General features: G+C 72.5%; 13 protein-coding genes. 1 reads left to right on the top strand and 12 read right to left on the bottom strand.

The genetic code is table 11. The features are described from left to right. The 4 genes from VF139_02810 to VF139_02795 all read right to left on the bottom strand — a co-directional run. Nucleotides 1-783, bottom strand: a 783-nt coding sequence (locus tag VF139_02810; protein HEX6850312.1) for an acetyl-CoA C-acyltransferase, incomplete at its 3' end; no start/stop codon positions are given. Nucleotides 784-787: 4 nt separating this feature from the next. Then, a complete protein-coding gene (gene fadB / locus VF139_02805) occupies nucleotides 788-2,938 on the bottom strand; it encodes a fatty acid oxidation complex subunit alpha FadB (GenBank protein HEX6850311.1) in 2,151 nt (716 codons plus the stop codon). Nucleotides 2,939-3,009: 71 nt separating this feature from the next. Further along, complete coding sequence (locus tag VF139_02800; GenBank protein ID HEX6850310.1) at nucleotides 3,010-3,759, bottom strand: hypothetical protein; 750 nt, start codon at nucleotides 3,757-3,759, stop codon at nucleotides 3,010-3,012. 1 nt (nucleotide 3,760) lies between these two features. Beyond that, nucleotides 3,761-4,174, bottom strand: coding sequence for a bacteriohemerythrin (locus VF139_02795; GenBank protein ID HEX6850309.1), 414 nt, complete (start codon nucleotides 4,172-4,174; stop codon nucleotides 3,761-3,763). Nucleotides 4,175-4,229: 55 nt separating this feature from the next. On the opposite strand from VF139_02795, the gene VF139_02790 reads away from it, so the two are divergent. Continuing rightward, on the top strand, nucleotides 4,230-5,627 hold the full coding sequence (locus VF139_02790) for an RtcB family protein (protein HEX6850308.1): 1,398 nt from the start codon (nucleotides 4,230-4,232) through the stop codon (nucleotides 5,625-5,627). Between the two features lie 287 nt (nucleotides 5,628-5,914). Here the strand turns inward: VF139_02790 and VF139_02785 are convergent, their stop codons facing one another. From VF139_02785 to VF139_02750, 8 genes are all read right to left on the bottom strand, one after another. Further along, nucleotides 5,915-6,886 carry a sigma-54 dependent transcriptional regulator gene (locus VF139_02785; GenBank protein ID HEX6850307.1) on the bottom strand — a complete coding sequence of 324 codons (972 nt, stop codon included), beginning with the start codon at nucleotides 6,884-6,886 and terminating at the stop codon, nucleotides 5,915-5,917. Nucleotides 6,887-6,950: 64 nt separating this feature from the next. Further along, entirely contained in the window at nucleotides 6,951-7,169 is a 219-nt protein-coding gene (locus VF139_02780; protein HEX6850306.1) for a hypothetical protein, read from the bottom strand. Nucleotides 7,170-7,176: 7 nt separating this feature from the next. Then, the gene (locus tag VF139_02775; protein HEX6850305.1) at nucleotides 7,177-9,834 is read right to left on the bottom strand and encodes an amidohydrolase family protein; all 2,658 of its coding nucleotides are present in this window, start codon (nucleotides 9,832-9,834) and stop codon (nucleotides 7,177-7,179) included. Next, entirely contained in the window at nucleotides 9,831-11,519 is a 1,689-nt protein-coding gene (locus tag VF139_02770; protein HEX6850304.1) for an amidohydrolase family protein, read from the bottom strand. Before VF139_02770 ends, VF139_02775 begins: the two co-directional genes overlap by 4 nt. Before the next feature lie 101 nt (nucleotides 11,520-11,620). Next, a complete protein-coding gene (locus VF139_02765) occupies nucleotides 11,621-13,285 on the bottom strand; it encodes a hypothetical protein (GenBank protein HEX6850303.1) in 1,665 nt (554 codons plus the stop codon). Between the two features lie 190 nt (nucleotides 13,286-13,475). Continuing rightward, a complete protein-coding gene (locus VF139_02760) occupies nucleotides 13,476-14,621 on the bottom strand; it encodes a PP2C family protein-serine/threonine phosphatase (protein HEX6850302.1) in 1,146 nt (381 codons plus the stop codon). After that, nucleotides 14,618-16,723 (bottom strand): sulfatase-like hydrolase/transferase, encoded by a 2,106-nt coding sequence (locus tag VF139_02755; protein HEX6850301.1) that lies wholly within the window; start codon nucleotides 16,721-16,723, stop codon nucleotides 14,618-14,620. The genes VF139_02760 and VF139_02755 overlap by 4 nt, the downstream gene beginning before the upstream one ends. Further along, nucleotides 16,669-16,995: an iron-sulfur cluster assembly protein gene (locus VF139_02750; protein HEX6850300.1), complete on the bottom strand. Its 327-nt coding sequence runs from the start codon at nucleotides 16,993-16,995 to the stop codon at nucleotides 16,669-16,671. Before VF139_02750 ends, VF139_02755 begins: the two co-directional genes overlap by 55 nt. Between the last annotated feature and the right edge of the window lies 1 nt (nucleotide 16,996).

The following is a 16,996-nucleotide window of genomic DNA, read 5'->3' as shown; positions in this document are numbered from 1 at the left end:
GCAGCCGAGGGCCTTCGCCTTCTCCGCGGACATCACGAGCATCGCCGCCGCGCCGTCGGAGACGGCCGAGGCGTTCCCCGCCGTGATGGTGCCGTGTTTCGGGTCGAAGGCGGGCTTGAGGGCCGACAATCCCTCGAAGGTCGTGTCGGGGCGGATGACCTCGTCGTAGTCGTACGCCTTGAGGGCGCCCGCCTCGTCGTGCCCCTCCATCGGGACGATCTCGGCCTTGAAGGCCCCCGACGTCGTCGCGGCATGGGCCTTCTGGTGCGAGCGCAGGGCGAACTCGTCCTGCCGCGCCCGATCGATCTTGTGGATCCGCGCGAGGTACTCGGCGGTGAGCCCCATCATCCCCGCCGCCTTCGCGTTGTACTTCGAGCTTCTCGGGTTGAAGTCGATGCCGTGCATCATCGGGACGTGCCCCATGTGCTCGACGCCGCCGACCACGAACAGGTCGCCGTAGCCGGCGAGGATGTGCATCGCGGCGGTGTGGAGCGCCGTCATGGACGAGCCGCACAGGCGGTTGATCGTCTGCGCGGGGACTTCCTTGGGGATCGGGGTCATCAACTGGGCGAATCGGGCGACGTTGAACGCCTGCTCGAGGGTCTGCTGGACGCACCCCCAGAGGACGTCGTCGATCTCGGCGGGGTTCACCTCGGGGTTGCGGGCGAGCAGGCCCTTGATGACTTCGGCCGAGAGATTCTCGGACCTCACGTTTCGGAACATGCCGCCCTTGGAGCGGCCCATCGGGGTGCGGACGGCGTCGACGACGACGACTTCTCTCATGGCGCTACGCTCCGTGGAAGCCGCGCCCGGCGGCGGCGAGATCGTGCATCTGCTTCGTGGGGACGTACAGGCCGCCCAGGCGGCGGTGGTGCTCCGAGGCGTGGAGCAGCGCGTCGATCCCCGTGACGTCGGCCCAGTGGAACAACCCGCCGCGGAACGGCGGGAACCCGAGGCCGTAGAGGAGGGCGATGTCGGCCTCGACCGGCGACGCGACGATCTTCTCCTCGAGGCAACGCGAGCCCTCGAAGAGCATCGGCAGCATCGTCCGCTCGAGGATCTCGCCGTCGGTCGGATTCGACGACCCCTTCACGATCGATGCGACGATCGCCTTCGCTTCGGGGTCGGATTGCTTCTTGGGCGGCCCCTTCTTCTCGGGCTTCCAGGCGTAGAACCCCGAGCCCGTCTTCTGGCCGAAGCGGCCGGCCTCGACCATCGCCTCGATCGCGCTCTTCCCGTCGTGTCGCATCCGGTCGGGAAACGCCTGCGCCATCACCCTGTCGGCGTGCACGGCGGTGTCGATCCCCACGACGTCGAGCAGGAGCGCCGGGCCCATCGGCCAGCCCCACGTCTCCATCACCTTGTCGATGCGCTCGTAGTCGACCCCCTCCGCGAGCAGCCCCATGAACCCCGCGAAGTAGGGAAAGAGAAGCCGGTTCACGAGGAACCCCGCGCAGTCGCCGACGACGATGGGGGTCTTCCCCATCGCCTGCGCCCACGCGACGGTCGTCGCGATCGCCTCCTCCCCGGTCTTCTCGCCGCGGATCACCTCGACGAGGGGCATCTTCGGCACCGGATTGAAGAAGTGCATCCCGCAGAAACGCTCGGGACGCTTCAGCGCCGTCGCCAGGCGCGTGATCGAGATCGTCGAGGTGTTCGAGGCCAGCACGGCCGTCTCCGGGAGATTCCCCTCCACCTCGGCGAGGACCTTCTTCTTGATCTCCTCGTTCTCGACGACCGCCTCGACGACGACGTCCACGGTCCCGAAGTCGCCGTACGACATCGTCGGCGTGATCGCGGCGAGCACGCCGGCCATCTTGCCGGTCGTGAGCTTGCCTCGCTCGACCTGCTTCTCGAGAAGCTTGACCGCCTCGGCCATCCCCGACTCGAGCGCCTTGGGGGCGATGTCCTTCATCAGGATCGGCGTCCCGCGCGACGCCGACTGGTAGGCGATGCCGCCCCCCATGATCCCGGCGCCCAGGACCGCGGCGCGCTTGACGGGGCGTGCGGCCTTCGATGCCTTCTTCCCGACCTTCTTCACCGCCTGGTCGCCGAGGAACACCTGCACGAGCGAGCGCGCGGTCGCGCTCTTGGCGAGCTTGGCGAACGCCGCCGCCTCGATCGGCAGAGCCTCGTCGCGCGCCTTTCCCGCCCCCTGCTCGATCACCTCGATCGCCGTCACGGGGGCGGGGTAGTGCGGACCGGCCTTCCCGGCGACGAACGCCTTCGAGCCGACGAAGACCATCCCCGCCTCGATCGCGTCGAGCCTGAGCGGGGCCTTCTTCTCCTCGCGCCGGCGTTTCCAGTCCAGCTTCCCGTCCGCCGCGTCGTGGAGCATGCGCACGGCCGCGTCGCGGAGGGCCTCGGGGGCGACGACGGCGTCCACCGCACCGACCTTCAGGGCGGTCTCGGGGGCGTGGTGCTCCCCCCCCGCGATCCACTCGATCGCGTTGTCCGCGCCGACGAGGCGCGACAGGCGAACCGTACCGCCCCAGCCGGGGATGATCCCGAGCTTGGTCTCCGGGAGGCCCACCTTCGCCGACGTGGACATCACGCGGAACGAGGCGGCGAGGCACAGCTCGAAGCCGCCGCCGAGGGCGACGCCGTTGATCGCGACGACCGACGGCGCGTCGAGGTCCTCGAGCGCGTTGAGCGTCTTGTCCATCTCGAGCAGCCACGCGGCCATCTCGGCCTCGGGCTTCTTGAAGTGCTCGAGGAACTCCATGATGTCCGCGCCGACGATGAAGACGTCCTTGGCGCTGGTGACCAACACGCCGCGGAGGTCCTTCTCGCGGGCGATCGCGGCGACCGCCTCCGCGAGCTCGCGCAGGGAGAGCGCGTCGAACTTGTTGACCGACTCGCTCTTGAGGTCGAAGCGAAGCTCGACGAAGCCGTCGCCCAGTCGCGTCGCCTCGATCGCCATGCCGTTGTAGATCATGCGGAAGGCACCTCCACCGGCGCGGGTGGGGCCTGCGGACGCCGGAGGCGCACTATAGCGCCGGGGGCCCCTCAGCGCTGCGCCACGCGCTCGTGGAGAAACGCCCGCGCGGCGGCCTGCGCGTGCCGTTCCTCGACCAGGAACCGCGGGTCGGGGATCGCGGCGACGACCCCCTCGAGGATCGCCTTCGCCTCGGCCCGGCGCTTCCTGTCGATCTCCCAGAGCGCCTCGCCGAGGTACTGCCGGTTGACGAGGCTTCCCGGGGCGAGCTCGACCGAGCGACGCAGGTGCTCGAGAGCGAGTTGCTTGGAGGCCCAGCCGGTGAGGAAGGGGACCGACGGCGTCTGGTGGTGGAGCCGCCCGAGGACGCGGTCGCCGGCCGCGCCGTCGTAAAGCGGGTCGAGCCTCACCGCCGCGGCGGCGTGGTCGCGGATCCTGGCCGCGGCCCCCTGCCGCACCGCCGCGAGTTTCCCCTCGAGCAGCGCCCACTGGCCCCAGGCGTACGAGGCCCAGACGTGGGAAGGGAGTCGTTCGGCGTCGTCCTTCGCGAGGGCGACCGCGCGTTCGCCGGCCTCCCGGGCCTCGCGCAGCACCGTCTTGCGTTCGTCCTTCCGGTTCGGGTCGAGGGCGTATTCGCCCAGGAAGAACAGTGCGCGGCACAGCCGCCACTGGAGCGCGGAGGCGTCGGGGTGCGCCGCGGCGGCGCGTTTCACCTCGGCGACATGGGCCTGCGCGCGGTCGAGGTCGGCCCGGAGCGCCCACGAGGCATCGATCTCCGCGATCGGGAGGAGTGCCGCCAGCAGGAGCGCCGCGGCCGGCACGTCAGGGCATCTCCTTGCCGCGCGCGAGGAGGAAGCCGGCGAGCGCACGGTCGGCGCGGTCGATGTGCGAGACGAGCCACCCCTTGAGGGCCGACAGGACCTCGGCCGAGGCGGCCGCGTCCCCGGAACGCACGCGCGTCTCGAGGTTGCGCAGCATGTCGATCGCGGCGTCGTGTTCGCGCAGGTGCGTCGCGTACTCGGGGTAGGCCTGCTCGCGCATCAGGATCTGCTCGGAGGTGAAGTGGGCGTCGATGTAGTCGGTCAGGCTCTCGAGGTCGTCGGCGATCGTCTCCGGATCGCCGCCCCCGAGGATGGCGCCCTGAAGGCGCGCCATGCGATCGAGCTGCTCGCGGTGCTCCGCGTCGACGGTGGGGATGCCGATCTCGAGGGAACGCGGATCGCCGGCGTGGCTCACGGGGCCTCCTGATGGGAACCGTGGGATTGTAGCGGGTTCGCGTCAGAATGCCGGTATGAAAGCCCGCGAGCTCCTCAACCTCGGCGTCCCGCGAGGCGCCCCCCTGCACGCCGCGCTCGCCGCCGTTGGGGCGGCCCGGAAGTCCGGCACGGACGTGCGCGACATCCGGCGGGACGTCCGCGCGCTCGTCGAGGATCCGGAGTCGTTCCGGGACGACCCGGCCTACGGCGAGCTCGCCCGCGCGATCCTCAACCGCGCCGAGTCCCGCCGGAGCTTCGTGCCGCGGGAATCCCCGGCGCCCTGGCGAAGCTGGGGCCTCGACCTCGAGCCCGAGTCGCTGCGTCAGATGGCGAACGCGTGCGCCCTCCCCGTCTCGGTGAAGGGGGCGCTCATGCCCGACGCGCACCCGGGGTACGGCCTTCCGATCGGCGGCGTGCTGGCGACCCGCAACGCGGTGATCCCGTACGCCGTCGGCGTGGACATCGCCTGCCGGATGAAGATGACCGTCCTCGACCTCCCGCCCCGGCTGCTCGCCGGCGAGTCGCAGCGCCTGAAGAAGGCGATCGAGTCGGAGACGCGCTTCGGGGTCGGCGCCCACTTCAAGGACCGTCGCGAGCACGACGTCCTCGACGACGACTGGACCGTCTCTCCGGTCACGCGCGAGCTGAAGGACAAGGCGTGGTCGCAGCTGGGGACCTCGGGGAGCGGGAACCACTTCGTCGAGTTCGGCACCTTCGACGTTCCCGACGACGCGCTCGGGATCCCGCCCGGGACCTACCTCGCGCTCCTCACGCACAGCGGAAGCCGCGGCACGGGCGCGTCGGTCGCCGACCACTACAGCAAGCTCGCGATGACGAAGCGCGCGGAGCTTCCGCGCGAGCTGCTCCACCTCGCCTGGCTCGACCTCGCCTCGCACGAGGGGCAGGAGTACTGGGCGGCGATGGAGCTGATGGGGAAATACGCCGCCGCCAACCACGCGTGCATTCACCGCGCGATCGCGCGCCACCTCGGCGCACGCGTCGTCCTCGACCTCGAGAACCACCACAACTTCGCCTGGAAGGAGGAGCATTTCGGGGAAACGCTGATCGTCCACCGCAAGGGGGCGACCCCGGCGGGGGCCGGCGTGCTCGGGATCATCCCCGGTTCGATGGCGAGCCCCACCTATGTCGTGCGTGGCCTGGGCAACGCCGAGTCGATGCGGTCGGCGGCGCACGGGGCGGGGCGGGTGATGAGCCGAGCCGCGGCGAAGCAGCGGTTCGTGTGGGGGGAAGTGCGGCGCCTGCTCGACGAGCGCGGGGTGGACGTCATCTCGGCAGGGCTCGACGAGGTTCCCGGAGTGTACAAGGACATCGACGTCGTGATGGCGGCGCAGTCCGACCTCGTCGAGAAGGTCGCCCGGTTCTTCCCGAGGATCGTGAAGATGGCGCCGCCCGGGGAAAGGCCGGAAGATTGAAGGGGGCACCCCCGAGCCGCTCGCGGCCTTGGAGCAGTGCGCGGAGCGGGCGATCTGGCGATGCGCCGCACAGGCCGCAAGCCCTGCCGCGACCGGGACGAGGAGGCGAAGCGGGACGGACGCACGCGTTCGACGGGGTGGATGGGCCAGCGCATGGTCCGGACCGGGGCAAGACCCGGGCCCGGCGGGAACTCAAGGAAGTCGCGACTTGCGAAAGCACTCCCGTCCGCCGGAGGACAGGCCGGACACCCGGAGACTCAACAAGCTCGAGGCCACCGTGGGCGCGCTCAGTCGGTGTCACCGCGCCGCTGCCGCTGCCGCCGGAGCATCTTGTAGAGGCTGCGGGGCGCGAGCCCCGCGGCATGCGCCGCTTCCCGTACGCTCCCGCCGAAGCGGCCGAGCAGGTGACTTGCGTAGGCGGACTCGAACTTCCAGCGAGCGTTCTTCCAGTCCTCGTCGAGCAGCGCCCGCAGGCCGATCCGGCCGGCGGAGACGGGGTCGAGGTCGAGCACGGATCCGTCCACCAATCCGTCCAGACGGAACGAGAGCGCACGCTGCACCACCGACCGTAGCTCGCGAACGTTCCCCGGCCAGGGGTATCGCGAGAGGGCCTGGATCGCCTCCGGCGAGAATCCGCGGAACGGCTGATTCTGGCTCGAGGCAACGTGCCGGGCGAACCGTTCGGCGAGCAGCGGGATGTCCTCGCGCCGGTGCCGCAGCGGCGGGACCCGGATCTCGATGACCCGCAGGCGGTAGAGCAGATCCGCGCGGAAGCGGTTCTCGACGGACATCCGGTGCAGGTCGTGGTTCGTGGCGGCGATCACGCGCAAGTCGGAGCGCCGGGGCTGCTCGCCCCCCACGCGCAGGAACTCTCCCGATTCGAGGGAGCGGAGCAGCTTCGGCTGAGCCGACGGGCTCAGGTCGCCGACCTCGTCCAGGAACAACGTCCCCCGGTCGGCGAGCTCGAACGCGCCGCGCCGGAGGCTCCGGCCGTCGGTGAACGAGCCGGGCTCGTGCCCGAACAGCTCCGACTCCACCAGGCCGTCCGGGATCGCGGCGCAATTGAGGGCGATGAAGGGCCCCGGCGCGCGGCGGGACCGGTCGTGGATTCCGCGGGCGACGAGCTCCTTGCCTACGCCGCTCTCGCCGACCACGAGGACGGGGGCGTCGACCGACGCCGCTCGGACGATCTGCTCGCGCACGGCGGCGGCGGCGCGACTAATCCCCAGGAACTCCGAGGCCGGAGCAAGGACCGTCACGATGTTCCCCTCGACGGGAACCATACGGGCCGCAGGGGAGTCGTGCGCTCCGATTTCTGTGCGGCTAGCTTCCGCACCCTCCGCCACACTCCGGATGCCGCGTCGCGAACACGTCGATCGCCTCGGGGACCTCCAGCAGCGTGCGCGTCGCGTCCACGTCGCAGGTCCCTTCGTCGCAGGTGTAGGTGTAGACGTTCCACCCCTCGCGCTTGGCGTAGGCGGTGAGGGTCTGGTAGTTGAGGCACCGGCCGCAGCGGACGGACAAATCGCGGATGTCCAGCATCGGGACCTCAGCGCGCCCCTGGGCGCGGGCGCGAGGCATACCTGCGGTAGAGGCGGTCGTGCCGGTTGTCCTCCAGGGAGGCCGGGCGGCCGTCGATCCAGGCGGCCCCGACTCGCGTTCGGATCTCGAGCGGGTCGCCGTCGGTGAGGATGAGGCTCGCGGACTTGCCGACTTCGATCGAGCCCAGGGTGCTCGCGACGCCGAGGATCTCGGCCGCGTGGAGCGTCACGGCGCGCAGCGCGTCGTCCTTGGGGAGGCCGAACGCCGCGGCCATGGCCGCGTGGTAGGGGAGGTTGCGCGCGGTCCACGCGCCCCCCCCGCCGCCCCCGGAGGCGATCGCGACCCTCACGCCGGCGGCGCGGAGCTTCGCGGCGGCCGCGTAGGCCGCGTCGTAGGGGTCGTCTTCGCGCGCGGGGAGCTGCAGGACCCCTTCGAGGAGGACCGGCACCGCGCGTGCGGCGAGGGCATCGGCGAGACGCCACGCGTCCCCGGAGGAGGGGGACGCGAGCACGATGCGGATCTGCTCCTTGCCCGCCCAATCGAGCGCCGCGCGGATCTGGCGGGCCTGGGAGGCATGCACGACGACCGGGAGGCGGCCGTCGACCACGGGGAGCATCGCCTCGAGCTTCGGGTCGACGTCGATCCGTCGCCCGTCCGGCGCCGCTCCCTTCGCGCGGGCATAGGCGCGTGCGTCCTCGAAGAGCCGGCGCAACGCGGTCAGGCGCAGCTCGCGCTCGCGGCGCTGGTCGTCCTCGGACGGAGCGCCCGGCCCGCGGCGTACGGCGTACGACGGCCAGCGGACGTGCATCGCGACCGGGCCCGAGGCCTCGAGATCCTCCCACGTCCACCCGTCCAGCCGCATCCACGCGGAGCTCCCGCTGACGATTCCGCCCTCGGGGACGCCGAGGGCGTGGGTGATCCCGTTCGCGCGCGCGACCCCGAGGAGCTCGGAATCCGGATTCACCGCGATCGCGGTCGCGACCTCCGGATTGAGATCGCCGATCTCTCCGACGTCGACGCTTCCCGCGACCGAGGAGATCTCGACGCGTCCGAGCGACGAGCTCGCGTCGAGCAGGCCGGGGTAGAGGTGCCGGCCGCGGCCGTCGACGACGGTCGCACCCGGCAGAGGCGGGAGCCCGGCGCCCACCGCGACGATGCGCCCCTCGCGGAAGGAGACGGTGCCGTTCTCGATCGGCGGGCCGGAGACCGGATGCACCGTGGCGCCGACGATCGAGACGCCGCCGCCGCGCGACGCCAGGCGGTCCTTCCACGCGGGTGCGGGACCCGGTCCGGGCTGCGCCCCCGCGGGGATCGCCGTCGCCGGGGGCTCGGGCGCGCGCCCGAGCGCCTTCGCGACGGCCTCGGCGCGCGCGGCCTCGACCGCCGCGCGCGACGCCACGTCCGCCGTCCGGTCGAACTCCAGGCGGCCGTCGACCCAGGTCTGGTCCGCGACGGCATAGACGCTGAGCGGATGGCCCGACCAGACGACGAGGTCGGCGTCCTTGCCGACCTCGAGCGTGCCGACGCGCCGGTCGATCCCGAGCTGGCGCGCCGGGTTCAGGGTGACGAACGCGAGCGCGTCCGCCTCGGGTACCGCGCCGTATTTCACCGCCTTGGCCGCCTCGAGGTTCATCCTTCGGGCGAGCTCCGACGAGTCGGAATTGAAGCTCACGAGGACCCCTCGGTCGCGCATCAAGGCGCCGTTGTACGGGATCGCGTCGTAGGCCTCGAGCTTGAAGGCCCACCAGTCGCTGAAGGTCGAGGCGCCCGCGCCGTGCGCGGCGATCTCGTCGGCGATCTTGTACCCCTCGAGCACGTGCTGGAAGGTCGCGATGCGCACCGAGAAGGTCTCGACGAGGCGCACCAGGGCGAGCATCTCGTCCTGGCGGTAGGCGTGGCAGTGGATGAGGCGATCCCCCTCGAGGATCTCGGCGATCGCCTCGAGCTGCAGGTCGCGGCGCGGCGGGACGCGTTTCGCGCGCTCCCCGGCGGGGAGCGCGTTCCACGCCGCCCACGTCGCGGCGTAGTCCCGCGCGGCGAGGAATCGCTCGCGGATCGACTCCATCACGCCCATGCGCGTCGCGGGGTAACGCACCGCGCCGCCGGGGGCGCGGAAGTTCGACCGCTTGGGGTTTTCCCCGAGCGCGAACTTGATCCCGGCCGGGGCCCCGTCGACGAGCATCGCCGCGGGTGTGGACCGCCACCGCATCTTCACGACGGCGTTCTGCCCGCCGATCGCGTTCGCGGAGCCGTGCAGGAGGTTCGACGTCGTCACGCCGCCGGCGAGCGCGCGGTAGACGTCGGGATCGTCGGGATCGACGACGTCGGCGATGCGGACCTCGGCGGTGACGTTGTTGGATCCCTCGTTCACGCCGCCGCGGATCGCCGTGTGGCTGTGCGCGTCGATGAGTCCCGGCGTCACGTGGCGCCCTCCCGCCTCGACGACGAACGCCCCGGCCGGGGCGGGGAGCGCCCTCCCGATCGCCGCGATCTTCCCCTCGCGGACGAGCACGTCGGTGTTCTCGAGCACCCCCGCGGGGCCCTGCGTCCACACGGTCGCGTCCTTCACGAGCACCACCGCCGGAGCCTTCGCCTCCGGGGCGAGAGTCTGGGCCGAGGCGTCGGCGGCGAGCGCGACGACGAGGAATCCGGCGGCGGCCCTCATCGCGCACCCCCTTCCGGTCCCTTGGTTCGCTTCCCGCCGAGGTCGACGGTGCGCGATCCGAACTCGGCGGTCCCTTCGAACTCGTCCCCGGTCACGACGACCGAGGCCTCGGTCGCCGGACGCCCCCCCTGCGGAGGGAAGACCACGGTGAGGAGGTTCCCCTCCAGCACGACGCGCTCGAACGTGACGGTGCCCCGCTGCGTCTCGGCGGTCCCGCGAAGCGCGCCGGGTGTTCCCTCGATCGTCCACGTCCGCGTCGCGGCGCCGCCGCCGAAGTCCACGATGACCGACCAGGTGCCCCGGGGATCGACCTTCGCGCTCGGGTCCCCCTTGGGCTTCCGCTTCTCCTCGAACGTCACCTCGCGTCCGTCGAGGAACATCCGCCGGATCGTCGTGCCCTTCGCGAAGGGCGGCCCGTCCGCGAGGACGAGATTGGCGATCTTGCCCGGCTCGACGGTGCCGAGCTGGCGGTCCACGCCGAGGATCTCCGCGGGCACCGTGGTCAGCGCGGCGAGCGCGACGTCGGAAGGGAGCCCCGCCTCGACGAACGCCCGCAGGTTCGCGCCGAGCTCGGACGGATTGCGCAATCCGCGGCTGGTGAGCGCGAACCGGACGCCGGCCTCGTGCAGGCGCCGCGGTGCGCCGGACGCGTCGTTGTATCGCGTCAGGTCCCGGAGGGTCAGGGCGAGCGCCTCGTCGGCGTCCGCGGCCTTCGGGCGGTCGGGAACCGCGGCGGGGAACAGGATCGGCAGCCCGGTGGCCCGAACCGCCGCCGCCAGCTCCGCCTCGAATCCCGTTCCGGCGACGGCGACGTCGAGGTCGAACTCGCGCGCGAGCGCGCCGGCGATCAGGACGTCCGCGGGGTCGTCCGCCTGCACGATCGCGCGTCGCCTCCGCTCGAGGACGGGGCGCAGCGCCTCGAACGCGGCGACGTACTCCGGGCGGGAGCTCGCGCGCGGATCGCGGGCGTAGAGGTCCTGCCAGGCCGCGAAACGGCGGGCGTCGAGCAGCGTCTGGCGGATCGCCGCCACCGCGCCCATCAGACTCGTCGGGTAACCCTCGCCGAACGAGCCGGACTCGAACGCGACGTGCTGGGCGGCGCCGGCGCGGACGACGAGCTCGGCCACCGGCCGATCGTCGGCGAGGAGGACCACGGAGCTCTCGCCACGGAACAGACCTCGACTCGGCTGCACGAGCACGGCGCCGACGCCCTGGCGGCGCCAGGGCTCCGTCGTGAACTTCGCGTCTCCCGCGAACGGCTTGAGGGCGTCGATCGCTCGGAACTCGGCCCGCACGCGCGGGACGGCGTGGGCGGGGCCGGCGGCCGTGAGGCTCCCCGACGGAGGCTCCGCCGCGCCGAAGTCGTCGTGGGCATCGCCCGGGGGAGGGCGACGGGCGGGCTCGGGCTCGTTCTGGCCGAGCGTCGAGCCCGCATCGAGGAACGCCGCCCAGACCCACGTGCCTTTCCCGGCGATCGGGACGGCGTCGGCGGGAACACGCACCTCGCGACCCGCGGCCTCGATGCGCCCGTCGCGGACGACGACGGTCGCGTTCTCGAGCGTGCGGCCGGGGGCGACGAGCACCGTCGCGCCTTCGATCGCGTAGACGAGCGGGCGCTCCGCGTGCACGGGTCGGGGAGAACACAGCAGGGCGGCGACGATGCCGCCGGCGACGATGCGTTGCATGAGGGCCCCTCGCAGCCTTCCGACGGGGAAAGCCGCGAGAGTCTAACGAAGAAAAGGCCCCGCGCGGGAGGGGAACCGCGCGGGGCCGAGAGGGGGGGCGATCAGCGGGGGCGGATGGCTCGATCCCCGGCGGACGCGGACGGCCGGGTCGACCGCGACGGTGCGGAGCCCGGTCCCGAGGCGTCGTGAGCGACGGTGACCGTCGCCGTCGCGGTCGTCCCCGCGGCGGGGCCGTCGGCGATGGCGTACGTGACCGTGTAGACGCGTCCGGGTCCGCCCGCGGCGCGCTCCGCCCGGAGCGCGAACGCCAGGTCGGAGGCTTCGGTCTCGGCGCCGCGGACGTCCCCGACGCTCTGGCCGTCGCCGTCCCCCGGCGCGTCGTCCGGCTCGCTGCTCACGATCGATCGCAGGACGAACGACGGGGAGGGGGAGCACGTTCCGCCGGCGACGACGACGCGCGCGCGCACCTCGGTCAGCTGGTGGTTGGGGGGCCAGAGCGTGTTCGGCGAGATCGACACCGCGATCGACGGCGGGGTCGGGTCGACGACCGTCCACGTCGCGGCGTCTTCCGCCTGGAGCCCGTCGCGATCGGTCACGCGCAGGGTGACCACGTTCGTGCCGACGGGAATCGTCGCGTCGATCTGCATGCCGGTTCCGAGCAGGCGCTCGTCGTCCGTGCCGAAGGCGAGGAACCACTCGAAGACCGCGAGGTCGTCCTGGGTTCCGGGGGTCGAGTCGGGATCCGACGACGCGCTGCCGTCGAGCGTGACGACGGCGCCCGACGCGTCGGCGCAGGGCACCGCGCCGTCCGGCCCGGCGTTCGCGACCGGCGGGTGGTTCTCCTCCTGGGCGGCGATCGTCTGCCAGTCGGGGTTCGTGTTCGTGGTCCCCTCCGCGGTCAGCGCGGACGCCGACTCCGCGACGAGGTCCGCGATGTGGATCTGGCGCGTCCCGTTCCCGTCCACGCGGCTGAAGGCGATCTTGTCCCCGTCGGGCGACCACGCCGGGGCGTCGTCTCCCGCCTGCGATCCGGCGAGGAGCGTGGGGACGGAGCCGTCCGAGAACATCGTGTAGATGCGCGTCGCGGAATCGCCGCGGGTGCTCACGAACGCGATCCGCCCGCCGTCGGGGGCGAAGGACGGATCCATGTCGTCCGCGTCCGCCCGACGGGTCAGGTTCACGGCGGAGGCTTCGCCCGAGGAGCCCGCGGGCTGCGCGTAGATCTCCAGGTCGAAGTCGCGGTCGGTCTCGTAGGCGATCGTCGCGCCGTCCGGGGACCACGCGGGGTGGAGCTCGTTGCCCCAGTGGGCGGATACGTTGCGCGCGCCGGTCCCGTCGAGGTTCATCACCCAGATGTCGTACGCGAAATCGGCGGGCATCCAGCGCGCCCACGCGATCCGCGATCCGTCGGGGGACCAGCAGGGATGGAGGTCCGCTCCCGCGCGCTGCGTGAGGTTCCGCGCGCCGGTGCCGTCGGCGTTCGCGACCCAGATCTCGAGGTCGCCGGTCCGGCCGCTCTGGAAGGCGACCATGGCGCCGTCCGGGGACCACGCCGGATTGCGGTCGGCGGCGCCGAAGAACGGCGCGAGGACCGTCGGCTGCGAGCCGTCGGCGTTGGTCGTCCAGATGTCCACGTCCCTCGTGCGGTCGCTCTCGAACGCGACCTTCCCGTTGGCGCCGGGGAAGGCGGCGTGGACGTTGCCGACCAGGGCCAACCCCAGCCCGGCTGCCCCGAGTCGGCGAAGGATGGCGTTCCCGTGACCCATCGTGACCTCCCGTGGCCGCTTGACGCGGACGCGACGGGGAGGAGCAGCACGGCCGGTGCCAGCACGGCACGGAATCGCAATCGGCCGCGACATCGCGGGTCGCGCGCCGACGCCGCCGAAAGACGGTGACGAAAGGGGGTTCGCGGCGCTCCGGAACCGCAATCGGGCGACGTTTCGCGTCGCCTGCGGCTCAAGCGACGGGATCGGCCTCGTGCGAATCCGAAATCACGGGTTCGGGGGCGTAACGCAGGACGAGCACCGACTGGTCGTCGCGCGGCTTCCCCGGACCCTGAAAGGCGGCGACCGCTTCGAGAATCGCCCGGCCGAGCGCCTCGGGAGGAAGCGCCCCGTCGCGACCGACGATCGCGTGGAGTCGCGCGTCGCCGAACGCCTCGCCGTCGGGGTCCTCCGCCTCGTTCACCCCGTCGGAGTGCACGACGAGGGTGTCGCCGGGGGAGAGCGTGACGGCGGACTCGGCGTACCGCGCGCCGTCGAACATGCCGAGCGGGATCCCGTTCGCCGGGAGCGTCTCGACGGCTCCGCCGCGGATCACGAGGGCGGGGTTGTGCCCTGCGTTGAGGAAACGGACGCGGCCGGAGCGTTGGTCGACCTCCGCGTAGAACAACGTGGCGAACCGGTTCTCGAGGCCGTCGCGCACGAGGATGGCGTTCACCGCGCGCCCGAGGCCGTCGAGCCCGGCGTGCGAGGGCGCGAGCGCGCGAAGGGTCGCCTGGAGCTTCGCCGCGAGCAGGGCGGCCGCCATGCCCTTCCCGGCGACGTCCCCGAGCGCGAGACCGAGGCGGCCCTCCGCGACGGGCACGTAGTCGGCGAGGTCGCCGCCGACGTCGTTCGCGGGGACGGAGGCGCTCCAGACCCGCCACGCGCCCAGGCGCGGGTGCGCGCGCGGGAGGAGCGACAGCTGCACCGCGCGCGCGAGCTCGATCTCGTCGCGCGCGACCAGCTTGTCCTTGAGTTCGAGCGCGAGGAGCGCGAGCAGGCCCAGCACCGCCAGCGGCCAGAACGACAGCGTCAGGTCCACGCCCTCGCCGACCCGGACGCGGGAGGTGTTCAGGAAGGCGGCGATCGCCAGGCACGCGGCGAGGAGCACGCGCCGGTTGGGGGACAGGCGCAGCAGCAGGGCGCGCAGCAGGTAGAACGACGTGAGCCACGCGCGCCCGAGCGCGTGGGCCTGCTCGATCTTCCGCTTCTGCGCGTCGGTCAGGTAGAAGCGCCGGAGCGTGGCGACGTCGTCGCGGATCGAGCGCGTGATCCCGGGTCGTCGCGCGTCGTCGAACACGGTGCGCAGCAGCGGCGTGTCGGGATCTCGCCTGCTCATCGGGGTCGCTGCAGCATCGCCTGGACCCGTCGGACTTCCGCCTCGAAGACCGGGCGGGGGACGACCTCCTGCAGGCGCGCGATCGTGGCGCGCGCCGCCTGGGGATCCCCCGCCATCGCGAGCATCACGGCGAGATCGCCGTAGGCGGCGGCCTGGTCGGGGAACATCCCGATCTCGGCGCGGTAGGCCGCGATGGCGTTCTGCGGATCGCCCAGGGCGGCGAGGGCGCGGCCGCGCACGAGCGCGGCCCCGCGGAGCAGCGAGGGATCCTGCTGCGTCCTCGCGCGGAAGGCGGCGACGATCCGGGTGATCTCCTCGAGCGCCTCCTTCGGGCGGTGCCGTGCGAGCAGCACCTGCGCGTACAGGATGCGCGGCGGGAATCGATCGGGCTGCTCGGCGACCGCCGCCTGCGCGAGCCGCTCCGCCTCGGCGACGTTCCCGCCGAGCAGCGCCGCCCGCGCCAGCACCTCCGTGGCGCCCGCGAGCTTCGCGTCCACCGCGACGCGCGCCAGCGCCTCCGCCTCGGCGAGTTTCCCGGCACGCAGCATCGTCGTCGCGGCGCCGAGGGCGAAGACCGGGTCGCCTCCCGAGCCGGACAGGGCGCGGTCCCACGCCTCCACCGCGCCCTCGACGTCGCCGAGGGCGTCGCGCGCCCGCGCGAGCGACTCCCATCCGTCGGTGAGGCGCGGGTTGCGCGCCAGCACCGGCTCGAGGACCTTCGCCGCCCCGGCGGGGTCCCCTTCGGCGAGGGTGCGCATTCCGAGGCGAAGGGCGTTGGCGTCGGCGACGCGGTCCTTGGGGTCGGGGAGGTCGTCTCCCTCGCCCGGCGCCGAGGCTCCTCCGAGGTAGCCGAGGGAGGCGAGCTTCGCGCGCGCCTCGGCGTCGAGGGGGGATGGAGGCTCGGGCACGACCCGCCGTTCGCGGGCGAATGACGCGAGCGTTCCGCCGGATTCCCGCGCGGCGAGGTCGTTCGACTCTCCGGGGTCGGCCTCGAGGTCGTAGAGCTCCGGGCGCGGGGCTTCGATCCAGTGCCGGCGGCCGTCGATCGCGGAGGCGAGGTCGCTCCAGCCGAAGTGGAGGCGGGGGTAGGCCGTCTCCGAGAAGACGGGGACGGCCGGACGCCCCGGATCGAGGAGCGTGCGCCCCTCGCCTCCCGCAACGGCCGCGAGCAGGGTCGGAGCGATCTCGGCGAGCCCCGCGGGCACGGCGTCGGTCGTCCCGCCGCGCTCGCCCGCGGGGAGCTTCACGAAGAGCGGGACCTGCAGGGTCGTGCGGTACACGAACAGGCCGTGTTCGTCCTCGCCGTGTTCGCCGAGTCCTTCGCCGTGGTCGGACAACACGACGACGATCGCGCGGTCCCACGCCCCCTCGCGGCGCAGGGCGTCGAACAGGCCGCCCACGATCGCGTCCGCCGTCGCGACCTCGCCGTCGTACGGGTGGGCCGCGTAACGCTCGCGAAAGGGATCGGGGGGCGCGTACGGGGCGTGCGGCTCGTAGAGGTGGACGAAGAGGAAGAAGGGACGGCCCTTCACCGTGGCGAGCCACCGGTCCGCCTGGCGCAGCGTCTCGAACCCGGAGCGTTGCGACTCGCCGGGATTCGTACCCGCCTCGATCGCGTCGTCGTAGACGTCGAAGCCGTCCGCGATCCCCGACGCGCCGCGCAGCACGAACGACGAGACGAAGGCCCCGGTGGCGTACCCGCGCTCCTGGAGGCGCCGGGCGAGCGTCGGGGTCTTCTTCGGGTCGAGCGCGTAGCCGAGGTTGTCGCGCACGCCGTGCTCGGCGGGGAGCGCCCCCGTGAACAGGGAGGCGTGGGCCGGGAGCGTCAGCGGCGCGTGCGTGTAGGCGCGCTCGAACCGGATGGAGCCCCGGGCGAGTGCATCGAGCGCGGGGGTGGCGACGCCGCCGTATCCGTAGGACGGCAGGCGGTCGGAGCGCAGCGTGTCGATGGAAACGACGACGATCGGCGCGTCGGGCCAGCCCGGAGCCGGGGAGCCGCAGCTCAGGAGCGTGGCGCAGCCCGCCAGGGCGGCGACGAGCGAGGGCCTCAGAAGAAGCCCAGCTTCAGGCGGGCCACGTCGCTCATCATGTCCTTCGTCCACATCGGCTCCCAGACGATGTCCACCTTGGCGTCGGTGACGCCGCCGACGGAGCGTACCTTCTGTTCGACCTCGAGGGGAAGCTCCTGGGCGGACGGGCACATCGGCGAGGTGAGGGTCATCTTCACCGTGACGCGGCCCTCGGGGGAGACCTCGACGCCGTAGATGAGGCCGAGCTCCCAGATGTTCACCGGGATCTCGGGATCGAAAACGGTCTTGATCTGCTCGATCGCCTGCTGCTCGATCGCGAAAGGATCGACGCCGGTCTGGCTCATC

The sequence above is a fragment of the Candidatus Polarisedimenticolaceae bacterium genome (genome assembly GCA_036376135.1).
Lineage (GTDB): Bacteria > Acidobacteriota > Polarisedimenticolia > Polarisedimenticolales > DASRJG01 > DASVAW01.
The sequence above is the reverse complement of the archived record's forward strand: the minus strand, read 5'-3'. Positions and strand labels throughout refer to the sequence as shown.

Bases quoted from the DNA above. Each gene is read 5' to 3' on its own strand.
- VF139_02780 (HEX6850306.1), bottom strand. From the start codon at position 7,169: ATGCTGGACATCCGCGATTTGTCCGTCCGCTGCGGCCGGTGCCTCAAC.
- fadB (HEX6850311.1), bottom strand. From the start codon at position 2,938: ATGATCTACAACGGCATGGCGATCGAGGCGACGCGACTGGGCGACGGC.
- VF139_02765 (HEX6850303.1), bottom strand. From the start codon at position 13,285: ATGGGTCACGGGAACGCCATCCTTCGCCGACTCGGGGCAGCCGGGCTG.
- VF139_02770 (HEX6850304.1), bottom strand. From the start codon at position 11,519: ATGCAACGCATCGTCGCCGGCGGCATCGTCGCCGCCCTGCTGTGTTCT.
- VF139_02790 (HEX6850308.1), top strand. From the start codon at position 4,230: ATGAAAGCCCGCGAGCTCCTCAACCTCGGCGTCCCGCGAGGCGCCCCC.
- VF139_02775 (HEX6850305.1), bottom strand. From the start codon at position 9,834: ATGAGGGCCGCCGCCGGATTCCTCGTCGTCGCGCTCGCCGCCGACGCC.
- VF139_02760 (HEX6850302.1), bottom strand. From the start codon at position 14,621: ATGAGCAGGCGAGATCCCGACACGCCGCTGCTGCGCACCGTGTTCGAC.
- VF139_02750 (HEX6850300.1), bottom strand. From the start codon at position 16,995: ATGAGCCAGACCGGCGTCGATCCTTTCGCGATCGAGCAGCAGGCGATC.